This window comes from Acinetobacter sp. UBA1496 (genome assembly GCF_002324975.1).
In the GTDB taxonomy this organism is placed as follows: domain Bacteria; phylum Pseudomonadota; class Gammaproteobacteria; order Pseudomonadales; family Moraxellaceae; genus Acinetobacter; species Acinetobacter variabilis.
In genome coordinates this window covers 630-21,342 of the sequence record NZ_DCRI01000051.1, presented here as the reverse complement: position 1 = coordinate 21,342, position 20,713 = coordinate 630, and the positions used below count along the sequence as shown (strand labels likewise).

Genomic DNA, 20,713 nt, shown 5'->3' with positions numbered 1-20,713 from the left:
CTCGAAAAATAAAATCAACCATTAAAAATTAGAATAATCCGATCGCCGCCCCATAAAGAAGCACGCCCGTCCCTCCCAATTCTGCAATAATCAAACTGACCATTGCCAAAGTCATAAGCACGCCCGGCAACTGAAATTTACCCAGTTGATGCGGTCGCTTAAACTGATTCGTCGTATCTTTCAAAAACCCATGCAAGATATACGCACTAATCGAGAAACTGAAAAAGAGAACATTGATCAATATACAGATCAAATTAATCTGCGAAGATAATGCTGAATAATAAGCCAATACTGCCAGAATCAATGTCGCAGGGGCATAAAGCAGACTGCTGCGATGAGCAATATCCACATAATAATGCGCCCGTGAATTGACAGACTGACGGATTTGCCAATATTTCCATACCCCGGTTAACATCCCCATCCATAAGAATATTCCACTAAAAATAATCGCGATCTTTACTGCCAGATCAAGTTCGATTCCCTGCATATTTTCATTCCGTTTTTATCATCGTAATGACTTTTTAGTCATTGTTTTAATAAGTTTCTTTGAAGAAGTCAGGTAAATTTAAGTATTCATTCTGATTCAAAAATATAGTGTAGCCCATGTCTGAATTCGAAACATTGACTCTAAAGTGCCAGGATGGCTATCAATTAAGTGCACGTTTTTATCCAGCTACTGATGCTGAATGCAAGAAATCTCCTATATTAATCTGCCCTGCGACTGGCATTACCAAACAGTTTTATCATAGTTTTAGCTGTTGGCTGCAAGCTCAGAGTTATGCAGTGCTGGTATTTGATTTTCGGGGTATTGGCGAATCCTTAAAAGGTCCGGTTAAGCATTCTAAAGCCAGTATTGTGCAATGGGGACAACTGGACATTCCGGCTGCAATTGATGCGCTATTAGCTAAGACTCAGACAGAAAAGGTCATCTTACTTGGGCATAGTGCTGGTGGACAGCTGCTGGGTATTGTCCCAAACTATGCCAAAGTGGAAAAAGTCGTGGCAATTGCTGGATCGACGGGTCATGTTAAAGGTTTAAAGGGTCGTACCAAATTACTAGCACCAGTGATGTTCAATATCATTTTCCCATTGGCACGTATCACCAAAGGCTATGGTCCAACTCAAGCGATTGGTATGGGTGAAAACCTGCCAAAAGATGTGGCGCGTGAATGGGCAGAATTTTGTAGTAAACCAGGTTATATAATTAATGCGATTGGTAAAAAGATCGCACCAGCACATGACTATCATGCCCAGATCACCTGCCCGATCACATCAATCTGGGCTTCGGATGATGAAATCGCCACTCAAGCGAATGTCAAAGACTTGCTGCGCTTATATCCAAAAGCAGCCACAGAAATGATTGAGCTAAAACCCCAAGAATATGGTCATAAAGGGATTGGCCACATGCTGATGTTCAAGAAGTCACATCAAAACTTATGGCCAGTCATTGAGCAGCAGTTATCTGCCTAAAGATGATTTAAATGGCTATTGATAGGTTAATGTGCTTTAATACGCTCAGTATGAGATGAGCCTCTTACAGTATGTGCCTCAGATGTGCATACGACTAGCCCCTAACCATGGGGCTTTTTAATGTCTATATGATTTTGAAGTCGTATTAAAATTTAACCGAAAAATGCAATGATGCTCTGAATCACCACAGCATTCACAATATCAATAAAAAATGCACCACATAGCGGTACGATCAAAAATGCTTTATGTGATGGACCATAGCTATTGGTGACCGCCTGAATATTTGCAATCGCAGTTGGAGTTGCTCCCATACCAAAACCACAATGCCCCGCCACCAATACGGCTGCATCGTAATTTTTTCCCATGATTCTAAAGGTCACAATTGCGGTAAATAAAATCAGTACCGCTGTCTGCGCAAACAAAATGGTAATGAGCGGGCCTGCCAAATCGGCCAGCAACCAGAGTTGCAGCGACAGTAAAGCCATTGATAAATACAGAGACAATGACGCATTTCCGAATACATCAATAGCACGGTCGAAAATATCGACTTTTAGCACATGCTCCAGGAAGTTACGTACAATCACTCCTGTCCCTAAGGCCCAGACAAAGGTCGGCAGTTCAAACCATCTTCCCTGACTAATCTCTGTCATTTCATTCGCAACAAAAATACATAGTGCAAACATCCCCAAAGTTGACACTGCATTACTGGCTGTAATCAACCGGGTTTTCTTTGGATATTCGAAGGGTGCGGTGTTGATGCTAGTATCGAGTTGTTGTTCATTGGTCTCTTGCGCTACTGTCTCTGCCAATTGATTGCGTTTAATCAAGAATTTGGCAACCGGGCCACCTACAAGCCCACCAATAATCAAACCAAAAGTAGCACTGGCCATACCGAGGACAATTGCTCCTTGAATCCCATGTTGAGTTTCAAGTACTTCACCCCAAGCACCGGCAGTACCATGTCCACCCGTTAAGGTAACAGAACCAACAATCAAGCCAATCAATGGATCAAGCCCAAGTGCTGTGGCTAAACTCATGCCAACCGCATTTTGCACGACTACAAATAGAATGACGCAGACTAGAAAGATCAGCAGTGATTTTCCGCCTTCTTTGAGCTTGGTAAAGTCTGCACCTAAACCAACAGAGGTAAAGAACATCAGCATCAGAATAGTTTGGATTTCTGAGTCAAATGTGGCACTGATATTAAAAAATTTATAGAGAATAAAAGCCGCAATCGCTGCGACTAAACCGCCGATTACGGGTTCAGGTAAATTATAGTTTCTAAAGAAGCCAATTTTACTAACCAGATACCGCCCAATAAAAAGAAAAAATACCGCAATTACCAAAGTGCCAAAGGCATCGATCTCATAATTCATAACATTCCCTATTGGCTTTATTTTTATACAGTTTTAGGAAAATAGTATGAAAAATCAATTTTAGAAATGTTATGCAAGTTATTGTTTCTAGTAATTGTTTAATTTATAGCTCGAACAGGTGCAATTAATACAATGGAATATCATAGACCCAGTTTTTGGTTTGTTGGTCAGTGGTGGTTTCACACACATAGTAATCATGATCCCATGCTCCTTGATGGAAAATTTCTTTTTTGGTGTATGTCACCTGTTTACCATTTTCGACACAGACAAAGCTGTCACCTTGGTCTTTGACTTGAGTTCCGTTCAGGAAACCGCCAATACAGAGGAAGCGGGATTGTGTTTTCACTACTCAATTACCAAATATATTTTAGATAAAAATATCATCGTTTAGATATTATTCGTCATCATGAACGATAAGATGACGAATAACAAAATTTAAACTTTTTAAAATAAAATTAATTTATATACAATGCCATACCCTTTGCTCTGTATCGAAATTAATTATTTTTTTCTCTTTTAATTTTTGCAATTCATTACTAGTTTGGTCTGGATTCAATCCAAACAGATGACGTGCATGCAACCGTGTAAAACCATCAGGTACTATATCCTTAAATTTCCGTATAAGTATCTCAGGTTCCATATCATATACATGATATAAACATGCAATAAACTTATTATTTTCCTCTTTAAACTCAGGTTTTCTTAGGCCTAATTCAGACATTTTTACTGTAGCAGTGTTTAAACCTTCCCCTAATTCCTTATTCGGTGCTTGTTTAGACTTAGATAACAATCTCACAATTTTAGGGTTTCTAGAAAACCTATTATCTAAAATGTTATCAACTTTAATCATACCTGGTAATTTACCAGGACTTTCGAATGAAATTTGATTATCAAAAATTTTGACATGAACAGAATCCTGGATCGAATAATCTCTATGAATTAAACAATTGACAAGAATTTCCCAAATAGCTTCATCTGGATATTTAGGAGTTTTTCTACCTTCTAATCCCCATAAATATATTTTATCTAAAACACTTTTAATAAATTCAAAACTTTGTTGTAAAATTTCTAATATATTACCTTCAAATAATTTACTATCTTCATTTTGCATGATATCTCTTAACTCATCACCATCTATAGACTCATATCTAGTAACCCTTAGAGCAGCCTGTGGTAATATTGATGAACAGGACTGGGAAAATAATAAAATTGAAGCAACTATTGGAAACCAATCTCTTTCACTAATTAGACGCTCTTTTATGAGAAAATTTAAATTATCTTTGTTTGTGAGTTTTAAATCATTTATATAATTTGAAAGAACATCACTATCCACAACCTCTTCAGGATTTACTGAATTTAAAACTTGATCCTCAAAAGAATGAACCCCTTTTTCGAAATATAAAGCCTGTAGAGCTTTATTCTTTACCTTTATATTACCTGCATTTTTTCTAGTAAAAACTTCATTAGCTGCTGTTTGATGAACTTGATGATCTGTGTGTACTTTTATATACAACACATAATTACCATATGAGCCTTCAACGCTCAAATACCAGTAATCGAAATCAACAACAGGGTCCAACCGACTAAGAGCATGAATAATATCATTATAGTGTTCTATAGATTCATAACCACTCCATCTCTTATAGTGATCATCAGGATTAGTTTTTTTGTCTTCTATACCAATTGCAACCTCACCACCTTCACTATTTGCAAAAGCAACTACGATTTCTTCAATTACGTTTATCTTTGCTCTTTTACTTTTTAAATCGAAAAAATCATCTTCTTGTCTTTCACATACCTCAATTGCTTGTTCTCTACTAATAAGATTAATAGCTTTCTTTTTATCAAACATATATCCCCCTAATTCAACTACAAAAAATAAGGGCTGATAGATCAGCCCTTATTTTAAACTACTTTCTAATCAACTATTAAGCTAATTGAGCAGCAGCAATTTTTTTGGTATCGATGTCTTTAGCAGCATCTGTATACTCGCTCATCTTGTCGAAGTTCAAGTATTGGTAGATGTCAGCAGACATGCTGTCGATTTGAGCAGCGTACTGTTGGTATTCTTCTGGAGAAGGTAATTTACCCAATACAGCAGCAACAGATGCAAGTTCAGCAGACGCCAAGTAAACGTTCGCACCTTGACCTAGACGGTTCGGGAAGTTACGAGTAGAAGTCGATACACAAGTTGTGTTCGGTGCTACACGTGCCTGGTTACCCATACATAATGAACAGCCTGGCATTTCAGTACGAGCGCCAGCTTTACCATAAGTATTGTAGAAACCTTCTTCCATCAATTGGTGTTCGTCCATACGAGTTGGAGGAGCCAACCATAGACGAGTAGATAAAGAACCACCAGGTACTTTGTCTAGAAGTTTACCAGCTGCACGGAAGTGACCGATGTTAGTCATACAAGAACCGATGAATACTTCATCAATTTTAACGCCTTGAACGTCAGAAAGAAGTTTTGCATCATCTGGGTCGTTCGGGCAGCAAAGAACTGGTTCTGTGATTGTAGAAAGGTCGATTTCATACACTTTAGTGTATTCAGCGTCAGCATCAGCTTTAAGAAGTGATGGGTTAGCCAACCATTTTTCCATGTTCTCAACACGGCGCGCCATAGTACGAGCATCGCCATAGCCTTGTGAAATCATCCACTTCAGCATAGTGATATTAGAACGCAGGTATTCAGCAACTTTCTCTTCAGAAAGCGTGATCGCACAACCAGCCGCAGAACGTTCAGCAGAAGCATCAGAAAGTTCGAATGCTTGCTCAACAGTCAGGTCAGTTTCCATTTCTGTCAGGTCGATCTCAAGGATACGACCAGAGAAGATGTTTTTCTTACCTTTCTTCTCAACAGTCAGGTCACCTTCTTGGATTGCTACGTAAGGAATTGCATGTACTAGGTCACGTAAAGTGATACCAGGCTGCATTTTACCTTTGAACTTCACAAGAACAGACTCTGGCATATCAAGTGGCATAACACCAGTTGCTGCAGCGAATGCTACAAGACCAGAACCCGCTGGGAATGAAATACCGATTGGGAAACGAGTATGGGAGTCACCACCAGTACCAACAGTATCTGGAAGAAGCATACGGTTTAACCAAGAGTGGATAATACCGTCACCTGGACGTAGAGAAACACCACCACGGTTCATGATGAAATCAGGAAGCGTGTGCTGCATTTGAACGTCAACTGGTTTTGGATACGCAGCTGTGTGACAGAAAGATTGCATTACCAGGTCAGCAGAGAAGCCTAGGCAAGCCAAGTCTTTCAATTCGTCACGAGTCATAGGACCAGTTGTATCTTGAGAACCAACTGTAGTCATGCGTGGTTCACAGTAAGTACCTGGACGGATACCTTGACCTTCAGGAAGACCACAAGCGCGACCAACCATCTTCTGAGCAAGGGTGAAGCCTTTGCCAGTGTCAGCAGGTTGTACTGGAGTACGGAACAGAGTTGAAGGCTCAAGACCAAGCTCTTCACGTGCTTTAGTTGTCAAACCACGACCGATGATCAGGTTAATACGACCACCCGCACGAACTTCGTCTAGAAGCACTGGAGTTTTAAGGTCAGCTTCAGCGATTTGAGCGCCGTCTTTGAACGCAGTTACTTTAGCAGCAGCTTTGTCGATTTTAAGAGTGATTTCATCACCCATGTTCATGTTTGCTACGTCAATTTCAACTGGTAACGCACCAGCGTCTTCCATAGTGTTGAAGAAAATCGGAGCAATTTTAGAACCTAAACAGTAACCGCCTTCTTTCTTGTTAGGAATGTGAGCGATTTCGTCACCGAAGAACCAAAGTACAGAGTTAGTTGCAGACTTACGAGAAGAACCTGTACCAACAACGTCACCTACGTAAGCAACTTTGTTGCCTTTCGCGATGAGGTCTTTAATTTGGTTTAATGGACCAACTTCACCAGGAACTTCTGGGTTGATGCCATCACGTTCGTTTTTCAGCATTGCATTTGCATGCAATGGAATGTCTGGACGGCTCCAAGCGTCTTGTGCTGGAGACAAGTCATCAGTGTTAGTTTCGCCAGTTACTTTGAAAACTGTCAGTTTGATTTCTTCTGGAACATCTGCACGGTTTGTGAACCATTCAGCATCAGCCCATGATTGAAGAACAGCTTTTGCATTTGCATTACCTGCACGTGCTTTATCAGCTACGTCATGGAACGCATCAAATACAAGAAGCGTCTTTTTCAAAGCTTCAGCAGCAAGACCACCAAGCTCTGCGTCTTCTAGAAGTTCAACTAAAGGAGCAACGTTATAACCACCAAGCATAGTGCCCAGTAAGTAAACCGCACGTTCTTTAGAAACTAGTGGAGAAGTCGCTTCGCCTTTTGCCAATGCAGCTAAGAACGCAGCTTTTACGTATGCAGCTTGGTCAACACCCGCTGGAACACGGTTTTCGAGCAAGTCAACTAAGTATGCTTCTTCACCAGCTGGGGGATTTTTTAATAATTCAACTAATGCAGCAGTTTGAGCATCATCAAGTGGCTTCGGTGGGACTCCGAGTGCGGCACGTTCTTCAACGTGTTGGCGGTAAGCTTCTAGCACGGTGTTATTCCTCTTTTTTAAAAAATTACCTGTGAATTCCTGCTTTATAAAAGCTTCACAAATAATATGGACTCTAAAATTTTACTAAAATTCCAGTTAAAAGTTAATGCAAGTACAGTGTTTCTTTGTGATGCTCATTATTTTATAACTAAATGATGCTTATAAAGATCATTCAATAATCAAATCATCATCGCCTTGCATAATTTAAGTACAGATATGGCAACTTTTAACCAAATTCGACGCATAAAAAAGGCAACATCGATGTTGCCTAATTTACTTAGAAAAAGATACTCCACCTTAGTGGACTGTCGTCGAGTTCAAATATTGCTGAAAAGCGTCCCGACAACCCTCAAATTTTAATTCACATTGATCTTCATAGGTCTGACTGTGATTGTTGCTGGCAAAGGAAATCTCGACCAAACAGCGTTTTTTGTCCTGCACCAAGATCTGCTTAATCACGACCTTGTCTCCTACACTCAGAACATAGCGTCCGCTACCGATAATCGCCAATCCTTTTTCATCTTCTAACAGCAGATCTGAGTGATATAAATATTTCACGACGTCCATATTATTGTTCTCCTAAAGGCTTTGGAGTTAAATTCATTATTCAATATAAAGATAAGCATTTCTATATTTTAGATTTAGCAATTGTCACAAATTATATTTAATATTGCTTAGGCTATTTTTATTATTAGAAGAATATTCTTATATCTATAAACCACTATTTAATTTGAATGAAGATTCCTTAGTTTGCTTCATTCAAATATAAAAAAACCGTTCCTTAGAACGGTTTGTAATCTGGCATTTTATCATGCGGTGTGGCGATACATTTTTCAGTAAATTCAGCGCGGACTTTCTCACGGGCTGCATCTACATCGGTCTTAATTTCCTGTTCCGGAAGTGCATAGACTTCATCGATAATATTCAGGATAAAACTGCGAGTGATGTCATCATCGATCTTGTTGGCATGCTCAACAGCCTTTTCTTTCTCGATCGCATTCTGACGATCCAGCATAATGGTCCGTGCAGCATTCCCCACACTACGACAATAGCCATGCCACTGCTCTTCAGGGGTTAAAGGTTTTTTCTCTGCACAGCCGACCAGAGCAACCATCAGGGATAAAGCAAATAACTTTTTCATGAATTTCTCCTTCCGAGAGGCACTATAAGAGATCAGCACAGATTTGTCATTTAAAATGAAATTTCTCTCTATTCTTATTGATACTGCCTGCTCGAAAGTAGCATTTCATATCTTAACCACAGCTGGCCTGAACTACTTTCTTAGTGGCTGGATCTACAGTGACCGTCACGCGCTCTTCACGATAATCCATAGTGACAGGCTGGCCAGGTGCAACCATGCGTACCATTTGAGCTTTGGTTTTCTCTTTGATTTTTGCTTCAGTTAAATTGGATTGGCCAACCAGCGCAGCTGCCTGATCAGCGATACATTTAGGCTGGTTTGCTCGGAAATATTCCCATTCTTCGACCACTTGCCCATTTTTTAAATGACAATAGCCCACTTGCCCATTAGTTTCATTACGGATTTCCAGCTTTCCACCCTGATTAATACAATAAACACTCGCTGGATTCGCTGTTCCTAATGACGCTGAGTTTGAGTCAGTCGACTGGGTCGTACTACAGCCAGCAAGGAGGATGGATGCAAATAATCCGGACAAACCAGATAAAATTATTTTTTTCATGAGCGGTATTCTTCTAAAGGAATTCACCTTTAATGTAGCATATTCCACTTATAGCGTCAGATCTGAAAAGGCTTGAGTGTTTGTAATTCTGTAAAAAGCGGCAGGATCATTTCTTAATATCATTAGGTTTAATCCCATTTAAGTTCTCACTATTTCCTATGATTTACTTTAACCAATAATCAACCTTCAAAAGTGGTTTCTTTTTTCGAATAGCCAAAATTTAGTTTTAGTTAACTATTGGAATGGCTTAAAGATGACAATGTCATTACATTGTTATACAAAGTGTTTATTACCCTTTATCAACCAAGTATTATTCTAATATTTTGTTTTTAGATTATTAAATTAATTATTGCCCAGCTTCTTTGTCCTTGCCTTTTTTATGCACGAAGCTTGATGTTTGTACTAGCGGCCATATTGCTTTAATATTTGATTGAATTTTAAACTTTATCTCAGCATGCAAGACGATCTCCAGCTTTCTTTAAAAGAATACCTTTCTACGGTTCATGAAGTGGTAAAAATCACTTTCGATACACCGGTGTGGGTCAAAGCCGAGATTCGTAATTTAAATATTAAAGCTGGCCATTATTATCTAGAACTGGCAGAAAAAGATCCTGACAATGATCAGGTCATTGCCAGTTGCCGGGCCACAATCTGGAAGTTTGCTGCGCAGAAAATTGTGACGCAATTTGAACGTGAAAGTGGTATTGAACTAAGCCGGGATCTTAAAGTTTTAATCAAAGTCAAAGCCAGCTTTGATCCGCAATATGGGTTTTCCCTAAATATTGTAGAGATTGATTCTGGATATACCTTGGGAGATATAGCCCGACGTTATCAGCAGATTGTAGAAAGACTGACAACCGAAGGTCTGATTAATCGCAATAAAAATCTCCCTACACCTTTTGACCTAAACCGGATTCTGGTGATTGCTCCAGAAAAGGCTGCCGGTCTGGGCGATTTCAAGAAAGATGCTGATGCTTTACAAAAAGCTCAGGTATGCGAATTTATCTATCACAGTGCGACCTTTCAGGGAAATACGGCACCGCAAAGCATCATGCAAAGCTTGGCACAAGCTTTAAAGCAGTGGGCACAAGCGTATCATCACGCGCCTGATCTGATCGTGATCATTCGTGGCGGTGGTGCAGTCAATGATCTGGCGTATTTGAATGACTATGCGCTGGCTGCCCTGCTCTGCAAACGTTCAGTTCCCGTTTGGGTTGGTATTGGTCATGAAAAAGATCGGACGATTCTGGATGAAATCGCTCATCGTTCTTTCGACACACCGAGCAAGGTGATTGCTGGAATTCGCAGTCATGTCGTCGAGCTGACGCAAGAAGTTATAAATAACCTGCAAAGCATCCAGCGACTTTCTCAACAGCAAATTCAGGCTTATCAAAACCAGAATGAGCAATATTTAAAACTAATCCAAAATCTGGCCAATCACCAGATTGTGAATGCCTTGCAACGTTTAGAGCAGCTCAAGTCCAATACTTCTAACCTTGCCCAGCAACAGACCCAACTAATTAATCAGCAGCTAGATGCCCTGATGCGGGAAACACTACTGCAAAATCCCAAACATGTTTTGTCCAAAGGCTATGCCATTGTGCGCCAGCAAGAACACGTAGTTCGTTCAATTCATCAAATTGATGTGCAACAACCCGTTCAAGTTGAATTACACGATGGCCTATTTTCAGCACAACTTACGCAGGTAACTCCCCATGAGTCATGATACTTTGAGCTTTCAGGAAGGCTATGACATCTTGAAAAAGAATGCTGAATTACTTGAATCTCAGCAAGAACCAGATATTGATAATTTGATGAAAATCGTCGAAGAGTCTATGCAGGCGTATAAAGCCTGTAAATCCCGAGTGGAAGCCGTTCAGAATGCACTGAACGAGACCTTTAAGGATTAATTTTATTGAATACCTTAAATCAGTATAGCTTGATGATTTAAATGCTTAGGCTATTTTAAAATCTCTTGCCTATAAAAAAGCCCTCATTTAGAGGGCTTTTTATTAGCTTAGAACCGCCAGTTATAGAATAAGTCAATTGCACGTTCTAAAGACTGACTGGCTTCCAGATATAAACGCTGATTCATTTGATAACGTAAAGTCAACTTGTTTACTGGGGTAAATACGCCAACCCCATAACGGATATATAAGTCTGGCGTAATATAACCGGTTACAGACACCTGAGTATCATCCCCGGTTCCCTGTGCATCCAGTGCCAGACCGCTCAAGCCAAAGCTGCGGCCAATCTGGTTGGTCAAGGCACGCGTACCGCCTAAGCCCAGACTGATCCCTGCGGCTGCAATGGTGTTATTTACATCAGATCTGAAACCTTCTGCCTGACTCAAGCCTGAAGCCCCTTCATTAATACGACCAGTAATCAGAGCATTCAACGCTTCTTGTTCAGACAGGCCAGCATCATTATAAATTTGAATGGCAGGACTTGAGGCTGTACCAGTGACACGTACACCCACCGTGCTACCTTGAATGGATTTATTGGCATCAATATCCAGGGTTGGATTCGACAACGGGCCATTGAAACGTGCAATTGCACGGTTCAGATCCAGACTTTGTCCATAAGCTTCAATTTTCACCCGTTGTGATACCCCGATCGCACCATTGGCACGCATCGCAGATTCCAGACCACGTTGTGTCAGATTGACACGACCTAAGAGTGGAATACGGCTGTCAAAGCCCTGGAAGATCACCTGATTTCCTAACGACACTGCAACATCTGCGCGAATATCCCATGGACGTGCCGCTTTCAGAATGGCGAGCTGGTCATCTCCCTCACGTACTACGCGTACGTCAGAAGACAAGCCCACAACAGGTTCAGACGCTTCAGGCATAGAAATCAATGCACGAGGAACATCGACCTTACCACTCAAGCTCAATTTTTTATTGAACGGATACATATCCAGGGTCAGATCAGGCGTAACCACCGCAGTAATCAGCGGTGCCTGGCGAATCAGCAGATTTTCGCCCTGAAGTTTAAGCTGTACGCGAGGATCACCTTTCCAGTCTACAGAACCAGTTAATTTACCAGCACCACGACCACTATTAAATGCACCATTAATAGTCGCGGTATTTTGACGGACTGATGAATAGAGCTGCACATTGGTTAGATTGACTGGTAATGAAATCATGCTGATCGCCCCGTCCTTAACCCGAATTTCACCTTCAAGTAATGGATCGGTTAACGTTCCGCTAATTTTACCTGCATACGACAGGGTACCATCCAGATTACGCACATCCTGAATGAATGGCTTAAAGACCTTCAGCTGAACCTGGTTAAAGGCAATCTCGCCACGCATTGGTTTATTGTCACGATATGGATCAATAATTACATTGGCATAGCCTGTACCAATATCCGGCGTTTTCACATCCAGACGAATCTGTAATCCAGCGGCCACGCTTTTTGCGACTAGCCCCACTTCATCATATTTTAAAGTCGAGCCTAAATATTCCGGATCATCAGAAGATAAGCCGATCACCCCATTGCGGGTTACCAGACGAGCATCAATTTTCGGTTTAGCACCTTGTGCCCAAGCTGCCTTGGCATAACCATTCACTTTACCGGTTAATGCTATGCCTTCTGGCAGGAAGGCACTAAAGTCAGCCAAATCCAGGTTACGGGTAATAAATGAAGCACTACCTCGAGTTTTATTGACTCGAATTGGCTGGTCAAAGCAAAGTTGACTTTGCTGACTCATCCAGCAATGAGCGCCAACAAACAGATCCGACTGTGCAGTGTTATAAATTACAGCTGCATTTTGACGCTGCACCAGATGAGTACGCAGTGAGTCGAAATCACCGCGCTGGATCTGGCCTAACCAGTTATTTTGTGCATTAAAACCACCTGCGAGCTGAACAAAGAATTTAGACAGCTTATTTTCAGCCTGAACTTGTAGCACATGCGCGGCGCGCGTTCCAGCAAGTGACACTTCACCGCGTACAATCTGTCTATTGCCACTACGCAACTGATCCATGGTCGCAGTCAATAAAGTCGGTGTGGTTTGTGAAGTCGGTAACTGGCCACGTACCCGAATCTTGTCTACGCTAAACAGGTTCTTGAAGGCAAAATTGTCCACTGCCAGATTCGCAGTCGCTTGTAAACGCGGTTGTGCCTGCATATTAATATAGCCTTGTACCCGGCCTCTTAATCCCGGATAAAGCTCATATAATGCCGGCGCATTCACTTTAAGTTGCAGATTTTGTGCATTACCTGTGGCCTGTATCTGGTTGCTGGCATAAGACAGGAACAGGTTATTGGCTTCAAACTGCTGCGGTACAAAACCACGCTGCTTGGAGTCAATCAATACAGCCAGATTACCCTTACCGCGTACCGGTTTATTATTCAATATACCGGCCAGATTTAAGCGTTGAATCTGGACACGCTTCACTGCATCCGACCAGACACCTTGGGTTTGCAGATTGCCAGACAATTCACCTTTAAGCTTGGCATTAAAATACTGAGGTTTGAAACGCACCAGAGAGGCATTTACATTCCAGCCAATACCATTTGCCAAGTTCACCTGACCATTGGCATTAATTTTTCCAGCGACTCCATCATGACGCAGTTCCTTGATATTGAGCATATCAGGCGTACCTGACAAGCGCAGTTTCAACAATCCCTGACTGGCCTTAATCTGGCTGGCACTTAATGCACCATCATAATTGACCGCATAACTTTTGAATCCGCCACCTACTTTTTCATCATGGAACAACAAGGCAATATTACTATTACCTGTCAGATGAACGGTTTCATTTTGCGCAGCCAGTCGTCCGGTCAGATCTACACCGCTAAGATTAATAATTTGCTGATTCGGGCGTGCATAACCACTGGCTTTTACCCGACCATTCAAGCGGTCAATTGGTGAAGCTGCAGCCAGAGTTTGAGTATTCAGGTTCTGGGCATTTAATACTGCGGACCATTTGAGCTGACGTTTTTCTTCTGGCAGTTCAACCCGTGCATTACCTGTTAGACTGCCGGCCTGTCCATTTCCACTATATTTAAAACTTGGAACATTCAGAATATTATTTTTCAGGTTTAGTTGTGCCTGATACATTCCTGTAGGTAACAGTCCTTCTTCATGCTGAGCAACCTGGGTAGCGACATGGATATTTTGCTGGCCTTCGACCAGTACCAGATCGACATCTCCTGATTCACTTTTTAACCAGCCGATATAAGGCACAGCACGGTCAATATTTTTCCAGGCTACATCCAGTAACATCGGTTGAGCTTTATTGTCTTTAACCGGCTTCTGATCCAGCTTGATATTCCAGGTTTCATAGCGGTCAAAATCCACCAGTCCTGTTAAATGTAGGCCATTTTCCAGATTACCGGTAGAGGCAATATTACCGTCCAGACTTGGTGGCAGAAAGTCCTGCACCACCTGTGGAATTCGCTGATGTTTCGGATCAATCCCATTCATGCGACCTGTCAGATCCCAATCCACCTGATCAGCCCAGCCTACAGTACCTGCCAGGCTTACCGAACCTTTCATCAGCTGACCATTTAGATCAGTAATATTGAGCTGATTGACCAGATCGGTGTACATCACTGCGGTATATTGCCCATCCGGGATATTTTCACCTTCAATATCAGTGCGGACATTCAGATCCAGGCGCTTGGTATTCCCATTAAACTCAGCCACACCATCTTTCGTAAACAGTTTTTGCTCTGTCAGGATTGGCCAGTGATATTGCTTGAACTGGAGTTCACCACGCATGGGTACATTAGGACGCATCGGGTGCAGAACTGCCCAGCCTGTCAGCAAATCTGGCGTGTTGGTCGCGACCCCGGCCTGAATGGTATCCAGTGTGCCTCTAGCACGTACTTGAATATCATGAATATTCAAGCTTTCTCTGAGTGAAGGCAGATTTAGAATACCGCGTGCATCTAGTGGATATTTACCTTCAAACTGCATTTTCCCAGTAGCTTCACGTACCGACAGATAGCCCATGTCCATGCGGGAATCTTCGAAATTCAGCTCGGTACCTGACCATAATGCTTCATTCAGTTCAATATTATAAAAATCAACTGCATTGGTCTGAGTCTTAATCACCAAGTGATCGAGAAGTAAATGATCAACCCGCAATACAAACGGTAAACGAATTGCATTGAACTTGAATGGCTCATCACTTGGCGGATTTTTATTAATAATCTGTAAATTCAGTACATCTGCTTCAGTCAGATGAATTTCTTTTTTGATAATCGCCCGCCAACCCAGCTTGACATCAGCACGGTCAATTTTGACATCGACCGGTTTCAGGGTAACCAGAACATTTTTCAGGATAATCCCGCGCCACAGGTTCCCACCTTCATATTCATAATGAATGATTTCCTGGCGCTGCATCACCTGATCGAGCAGGAATTTACTGCCTTTATCGGTAGAAAACAGGATCGCCAGTACAGACAGCAGAAAAATAAGAGAAAAAAGGGCCGACAATAGAATACTTCTAAATATACGGCGCTTTTTCGGCACAACTTCAGGTTGTTGCTCTTGTTCTGGCTGTGGTTGGTTTTCGACCATGATCTACCCAAATAACTATTTTTTAATTAATAAATGTTTTATAACTGCGAGCCAATAAAGAAGTGCAAACGAATCGGATAATTGTCATCCGACAGTCCGGTCGCCACATCTAAACGAATTGGGCCAATCGGTGAAGCCCAACGAATCCCCAACCCCGCACCATATTCTGTCGGATTACTAAAATCCTCATTATAGGCATTTCCGGCATCCGCAAATACTGCAGCGCGCCAGCCCTCCCTGAACTGATAATTATACTCCAGTGAAGCCACACCCAAAGCCTGTCCGCCCACTTTAAAGCCTTCAATTTCTGGAGAAAGACTCTTATAGTCAAAACCACGGATACTTTGATCACCGCCACTAAAATAGCGCAGGTTATAAGGTACTTTGGCAAAATCTTCAGTAAAGATATAACCCAGATCCGCGCGTCCAACAAACTGATGATCGGCATTTTCACCCAGTGAATAGATAAAACGCCAGCCTGCATTCACAATCGCCATATCGGCATCAGACAATAGAGCTTCACTGCCCAATTCGACTTTATAGGTTTGCTTAAAGCCCTTGGTCGGGTTCACGCGGCGATCACTATCAGTACGGGAAACTTCATAACCCACCAGTAAAGACTGCTGTTCATCTTCAGTATTGAATCTGAATGCTTCCGGAATCTGGCTAAAATCAACCGAACCATCCTGCGTCAGACGATCCAGACGGTAACGTAGACCGTAAGTTTGTTGCCAATTAGCACGCGGATTTTTAATAATCCGGTCAGCACCAAGTACCGCGGATTCAATTAACAGGCCATCACCTTGGGCCACACCATCACGTTCTTCACGTTCATAACCACCCACGATACTGATATAGTCATTAAGTGGATGGTTGTATGGAATATTATAACGGCCATCAATTGACTGACGGATTTGTGACAATTCAAGGTTGGCATCAAATGAGTGACCACGTTTGTTTACGATCGCACGGCGATATTGTCCACGTAAGCGTGTTCCGGTATCCGTACCATAACCCAGACCGACTTCGGCACTGTTAAGACGGTCTGCATTCAGTGTCACAATCACCGGAATTTTTTTCTCTTCACGAGCCTGAGCCTTTAAACGTTCTTCTTCGTCTTCTTTGGTCTGCTGCTGAACCCGCAAAGTTCTTAAGTTTGGATTTTCTGCATCACGACTACCGGCGAACTGATCTTCATCCACCACATCCTGTGTAACTTCCTGATTGGATGCCGGTGCAGCTTTCTTGGCCACACCTATTTCATCTTCTGAAAACTTCTGTTCTTCTATCAGACTCTGAATATCCGGTGCCAGTTCCAGCTCTCGATCAATAGGATCAGGACGAATTGTATCCACCAGCGTATAGTTAAAATAACGTGAGTTCGTCAGGTTGTTGGCCAAGCTATTCACACGCCAGAAGGTGTAGTCAGCACCATCTTCCCAGGTGACCAGACTTTCCAGTACATCACGATTCAGTGGAAATTCTTTTTCAGGATCACTCATCCTGAACTCTACATTACCCAGTTTATAACGCTCACCTGTTTCAAAGCGCAGATTCACATCGGCTGTATTTTCGGGTTGGGCAATGCGCACATCATGCAAGCGCCAGTAAGCATCAAAATAACCATTGTTGCTGGCTGCGGTATTAATCCGGTCCTTGTTTTTTTCATAATCCCCATGGTTAAAGATATCACCTTCTTCCTGTTCAGGTAGAAGACTAATAACCTGGAACTGCGGCTGTTCACCACCTGGCCCACTAAACTCAATATTATGGGTATTGATAATGACCGGCTCATTCGGGGTTACATAAACTCTGACCCGGCTATCTGATAATTTTTCAAATCTGAACTGGGCATTGTAATAACCTACAGCTTGGGCAGCCTGATTGGACAGATTACGGAGTTGCGGTAATGCAGATGAAAAATCTTCAAAGGATTCCTGGGTAAAGCTAGAAAGTTTAGCTTTTACATTATTTCTGAGATTCGTATAACCTTCTGACTGAGCTTTACGATTCAATCCGCCATTGCTTTGTGCAGTGCCATTTCCATTCACAATGACCACATCTGCACTGATCCGAGGCAAACTGGCGGTCATAATCTGGCGAGGTGGACGTATTTTATAAAACAGTCGCTTGAAAATATTAGGGCGTTTATCATTTTCAGGCGTCGTTGGTGCAGGCAACTCGGATAAGGTCGCACCCGACTCATTTCTTTGGACAATAATCTGGCTATCGGCCTGAATGGACTGCATAAGCTGATCAACATTCACAGGTGCCTGATTGATTTCAACTAGTTCCTGCTGACTCATATCATTGACTACTGTTTCAGTTTGCGCGGTCTGGCGATAGGCTTGCGCCTCGCGTTTCGCTTCTTCCGCAACCTGATAAATCTCATTGGCCATACTCTGGTCAATCGTTTGCACCGGCAGACTTTCTAAATCATCAAACTCAATTGGCTGAAATTCACCCAGAGACGTTCCCATAGTCTGCTGTTCTTTCAGCATTTGCATACTATCTACAGTCGAAGTTTCAAGTTCTAAAGCTTCTTCAACTTTTTCTGTTGCTTCAGCTTCGGTCGTAGCTACCCCTTGTCGTACGGCTTCCTGGGATAACTCTTCGATCATTTCTGCCTGAGATAGTGCTACCGGAGTTTCCGTCTGCTCGGTTTGTGCCATGCCCTGATGCGATAACATCATGAAAAATATACTCATACATAGCCTGGCTCGGCCATGATACGGTACGAGAGACCCCATACTACGATTTAGCATCGTTTGTTTAAATTTTCTCTTTGCGGGCATAGCAAACTCTAAACGAATACATTCTTTAATTGATTATTTGACCGAAAAAGATAAGCTAAAGAACTTAAATTATTGGGTTTTGCCTTTACATGGACGAAAGTATCTTACATGATTTTTCTCAATGTTTACGTATATCTCACATTTCTTAATAAATCTTAATGTAGCACGTCTTATATGAACAACAATGAACATTTGTTAGCGAGCCGCCGCTTTTTACCCATGTTCCTAACCCAGTTTTTTGGTGCACTGAATGATAATGTTTTTAAACAGGCATTATTATTGGTGATTACCTATGGCTGGATTCAGCAACAATCAGCCAGTATTAGCACCTTAAATAACCTTGCTGCACTATTGTTCATTTTGCCTTATTTTATTTTCTCTGCGACGGCAGGCCAGATTGCAGATAAATATGAACGTTCCCAGCTGATTCGCTATTTAAAGATTTTTGAAATTGTGATCATGATTCTGGGCACCATTGGCTTCCTGCTCGGTCATTTATGGATGCTATTGTTCGCCCTGTTTTTAATGGGCACTCAATCCACTTTTTTCGGCCCGATTAAATATGCCATTTTGCCTGAAGTATTAAAACCAGATGAACTGATGTCAGGTAACGCGCTGTTCCAGTCAGGCACTTCATTAGCAATTTTATTCGGTATGATTCTGGGTGGTGCAGTCATTGCTGCTTCTACAGGCAATCTGATCTGGATCAGCCTGACGGTGTTAAGTATCGCCGTGATTGGCTATCTCTCCAGTCGTTATATTCTGAAGCAGAGCATTCCAGCGCCTGAAATCAACATTGACTGGAATTTTTTCCGGACCAGCTTTCAGACCATTAAATATGCCAAAAGTTTACCGCTGGTTTTTTTAATTCTGCTGGGTAACTCCTGGTACTGGTTTTATGGGGCAACCTATCTTACTCAGATTCCACAGCTTACCTTACAAAACCTACATGCTTCTGAAAATGTCGCCAGTTTGCTACTGACCTTTTTCTCTGTCGGGATCGGTTTAGGTTCTTATTTATGCCGCAGATTAGGCGGTACTGAGGTCAATATTAAAATGGTACCGATTGGTGCTATTGGTCTCGTGGTTTTTGCCTTATATCTAGCAGCAAGTCTTGCCTTTGTTCCGGAACGTACCGGTACGTTACTCGGCTTGGCAGATGTATTCCAGCAAGGCTGGAGCTATTATCATGTGATGCTGGCGGTAACTTTACTGGGCATCAGTGGCGGTTTTTATATCGTGCCGCTGTATGCCATGATGCAAGCGCATTCTCCCCGCTCACATCGTGCACGTGTAGTTGCAGCAAATAACATCCTGAATGCCGTTTTCATGGTATCTTCTGCTATATTCTCGATTATTATTTTAAGCGTTCTAGAGTTTGATCTTAAAATACTTTTCTGTATTACTGCAGTGTTGAGTGGCCTGTTTACTTTATGGCTGCTTTATAGATTGAAACCGATGATCAAAACCGCAAAAGCCCCTTTGGAGGATTAATTCATGCGTCAATATACAGGTGTCGATAAGCTTATTCATTCTTTTGACCAGGCATTACGCAGTCTTGTTCCAGGAACGACTTCCTCACAACGGGAAAATCCAGCCAAACCGGTTGAAACCCAGCTTACCGTGAGTGATGCCCGTCATGTGGCTGGTTTAATGCGTGTGAATCATAGTGGTGAGGTTTGTGCACAGGCGCTTTATCATGGACAGGCATTAACCGCGAAATTACCAAATGTACGTCGGGAAATGGAACAGGCGGCAATTGAGGAGCAAGATCATCTGGCCTGGTGTGAAGACCGCTTACAAGAACTGGATAGCCATACCAGTTTACTCAATCCGGTCTGGTACGGCCTTTCCTTTGGGATGGGTGCAATTGCCGGCATTGCGGGTGACAGATACAGTCTTGGATTTGTTGCAGAAACCGAACGCCAAGTGAGTATGCATTTACAGCATCATATTAATCAGCTGCCAGCACAGGATGAACGCTCACGTCGCATTCTAGAACAGATGAATGAAGATGAACTGCATCACCGTGATACAGCTTTGGCTGCGGGCGGCGTAGATTTACCGCTTCCCGTCAAGATTGCCATGACCGGCATTTCCAAGTTAATGACCAAAACCAGTTATTATATTTAAGTATCAAATAAAGCCCTCATTTTTGAGGGCTTTATTGTGATCAAAATAATTAAGGAAAAAATATTTTAAGAACTCTTTTTTTAAATTTTTTATTTATCATTATTTTATCTGGGCTTTGTTGCACAAACCT

Annotated in this window: 15 protein-coding genes; 5 read left to right on the top strand and 10 right to left on the bottom strand. The window is 42.0% G+C overall.

Annotated elements, in window-relative coordinates; translation table 11 throughout:
* Nucleotides 1-28: 28 nt before the first annotated feature.
* A complete protein-coding gene (locus B3143_RS05665; RefSeq protein ID WP_004783784.1) occupies nt 29-487 on the bottom strand; it encodes a hypothetical protein in 459 nt (152 codons plus the stop codon).
* Between the two features lie 116 nt (nt 488-603).
* On the opposite strand from B3143_RS05665, the gene B3143_RS05660 reads away from it, so the two are divergent.
* Nucleotides 604-1,470 carry an alpha/beta fold hydrolase gene (locus B3143_RS05660; RefSeq protein ID WP_004783786.1) on the top strand — a complete coding sequence of 289 codons (867 nt, stop codon included), beginning with the start codon at nt 604-606 and terminating at the stop codon, nt 1,468-1,470.
* 152 nt (nt 1,471-1,622) lie between these two features.
* Here B3143_RS05660 and gltS read toward each other — a convergent pair whose 3' ends face one another.
* The 7 genes from gltS to B3143_RS05625 all read right to left on the bottom strand — a co-directional run bounded on the left by gltS (nt 1,623) and on the right by B3143_RS05625 (nt 9,114).
* Nucleotides 1,623-2,846 (bottom strand): sodium/glutamate symporter, encoded by a 1,224-nt coding sequence (gltS, locus tag B3143_RS05655; RefSeq protein WP_004783788.1) that lies wholly within the window; start codon nt 2,844-2,846, stop codon nt 1,623-1,625.
* 124 nt (nt 2,847-2,970) lie between these two features.
* Entirely contained in the window at nt 2,971-3,192 is a 222-nt protein-coding gene (locus tag B3143_RS05650) for a hypothetical protein (RefSeq protein ID WP_005235942.1), read from the bottom strand.
* Nucleotides 3,193-3,306: 114 nt separating this feature from the next.
* Entirely contained in the window at nt 3,307-4,698 is a 1,392-nt protein-coding gene (locus tag B3143_RS05645) for an ATP-binding protein (protein ID WP_005235944.1), read from the bottom strand.
* A 76-nt stretch (nt 4,699-4,774) separates the two neighbouring features.
* Nucleotides 4,775-7,414 (bottom strand): bifunctional aconitate hydratase 2/2-methylisocitrate dehydratase, encoded by a 2,640-nt coding sequence (locus B3143_RS05640; protein WP_004783803.1) that lies wholly within the window; start codon nt 7,412-7,414, stop codon nt 4,775-4,777.
* 297 nt (nt 7,415-7,711) lie between these two features.
* Complete coding sequence (locus B3143_RS05635; protein ID WP_005235947.1) at nt 7,712-7,981, bottom strand: hypothetical protein; 270 nt, start codon at nt 7,979-7,981, stop codon at nt 7,712-7,714.
* A 214-nt stretch (nt 7,982-8,195) separates the two neighbouring features.
* Nucleotides 8,196-8,555, bottom strand: coding sequence for a hypothetical protein (locus B3143_RS05630; RefSeq protein WP_005235949.1), 360 nt, complete (start codon nt 8,553-8,555; stop codon nt 8,196-8,198).
* A gap of 112 nt (nt 8,556-8,667) precedes the next feature.
* A complete protein-coding gene (locus B3143_RS05625) occupies nt 8,668-9,114 on the bottom strand; it encodes an I78 family peptidase inhibitor (RefSeq protein WP_005235951.1) in 447 nt (148 codons plus the stop codon).
* 454 nt (nt 9,115-9,568) lie between these two features.
* Here B3143_RS05625 and xseA point away from each other — a divergent pair, with 454 nt between their 5' ends.
* Nucleotides 9,569-10,840: an exodeoxyribonuclease VII large subunit gene (xseA, locus tag B3143_RS05620; protein ID WP_005235954.1), complete on the top strand. Its 1,272-nt coding sequence runs from the start codon at nt 9,569-9,571 to the stop codon at nt 10,838-10,840.
* Nucleotides 10,830-11,024 (top strand): exodeoxyribonuclease VII small subunit, encoded by a 195-nt coding sequence (gene xseB / locus B3143_RS05615; protein ID WP_005235956.1) that lies wholly within the window; start codon nt 10,830-10,832, stop codon nt 11,022-11,024. The genes xseA and xseB overlap by 11 nt, the downstream gene beginning before the upstream one ends.
* Nucleotides 11,025-11,131: 107 nt before the next feature.
* Here the strand turns inward: xseB and B3143_RS05610 are convergent, their stop codons facing one another.
* A complete protein-coding gene (locus tag B3143_RS05610) occupies nt 11,132-15,655 on the bottom strand; it encodes a translocation/assembly module TamB domain-containing protein (protein ID WP_005235958.1) in 4,524 nt (1,507 codons plus the stop codon).
* A gap of 38 nt (nt 15,656-15,693) precedes the next feature.
* The gene (locus B3143_RS05605) at nt 15,694-18,450 is read right to left on the bottom strand and encodes an autotransporter assembly complex protein TamA (RefSeq protein ID WP_005235959.1); all 2,757 of its coding nucleotides are present in this window, start codon (nt 18,448-18,450) and stop codon (nt 15,694-15,696) included.
* A 174-nt stretch (nt 18,451-18,624) separates the two neighbouring features.
* Between B3143_RS05605 and B3143_RS05600 the strand changes: the two genes are divergently transcribed.
* Both B3143_RS05600 and coq7 read left to right on the top strand, forming a co-directional pair.
* A complete protein-coding gene (locus B3143_RS05600; RefSeq protein WP_005235961.1) occupies nt 18,625-19,944 on the top strand; it encodes an MFS transporter in 1,320 nt (439 codons plus the stop codon).
* 3 nt (nt 19,945-19,947) lie between these two features.
* Entirely contained in the window at nt 19,948-20,583 is a 636-nt protein-coding gene (gene coq7 / locus B3143_RS05595) for a 2-polyprenyl-3-methyl-6-methoxy-1,4-benzoquinone monooxygenase (protein ID WP_005235962.1), read from the top strand.
* Nucleotides 20,584-20,713: the final 130 nt, after the last annotated feature.

Coding starts and splice junctions, on each gene's coding strand:
- B3143_RS05665 (WP_004783784.1), bottom strand. CDS start 487: ATGCAGGGAATCGAACTTGATCTGGCAGTAAAGATCGCGATTATTTTT.
- B3143_RS05660 (WP_004783786.1), top strand. CDS start 604: ATGTCTGAATTCGAAACATTGACTCTAAAGTGCCAGGATGGCTATCAA.
- gltS (WP_004783788.1), bottom strand. CDS start 2,846: ATGAATTATGAGATCGATGCCTTTGGCACTTTGGTAATTGCGGTATTT.
- B3143_RS05645 (WP_005235944.1), bottom strand. CDS start 4,698: ATGTTTGATAAAAAGAAAGCTATTAATCTTATTAGTAGAGAACAAGCA.
- B3143_RS05635 (WP_005235947.1), bottom strand. CDS start 7,981: ATGGACGTCGTGAAATATTTATATCACTCAGATCTGCTGTTAGAAGAT.
- B3143_RS05630 (WP_005235949.1), bottom strand. CDS start 8,555: ATGAAAAAGTTATTTGCTTTATCCCTGATGGTTGCTCTGGTCGGCTGT.
- B3143_RS05625 (WP_005235951.1), bottom strand. CDS start 9,114: ATGAAAAAAATAATTTTATCTGGTTTGTCCGGATTATTTGCATCCATC.
- xseA (WP_005235954.1), top strand. CDS start 9,569: ATGCAAGACGATCTCCAGCTTTCTTTAAAAGAATACCTTTCTACGGTT.
- xseB (WP_005235956.1), top strand. CDS start 10,830: ATGAGTCATGATACTTTGAGCTTTCAGGAAGGCTATGACATCTTGAAA.
- B3143_RS05610 (WP_005235958.1), bottom strand. CDS start 15,655: ATGGTCGAAAACCAACCACAGCCAGAACAAGAGCAACAACCTGAAGTT.
- B3143_RS05605 (WP_005235959.1), bottom strand. CDS start 18,450: ATGCCCGCAAAGAGAAAATTTAAACAAACGATGCTAAATCGTAGTATG.
- B3143_RS05600 (WP_005235961.1), top strand. CDS start 18,625: ATGAACAACAATGAACATTTGTTAGCGAGCCGCCGCTTTTTACCCATG.
- coq7 (WP_005235962.1), top strand. CDS start 19,948: ATGCGTCAATATACAGGTGTCGATAAGCTTATTCATTCTTTTGACCAG.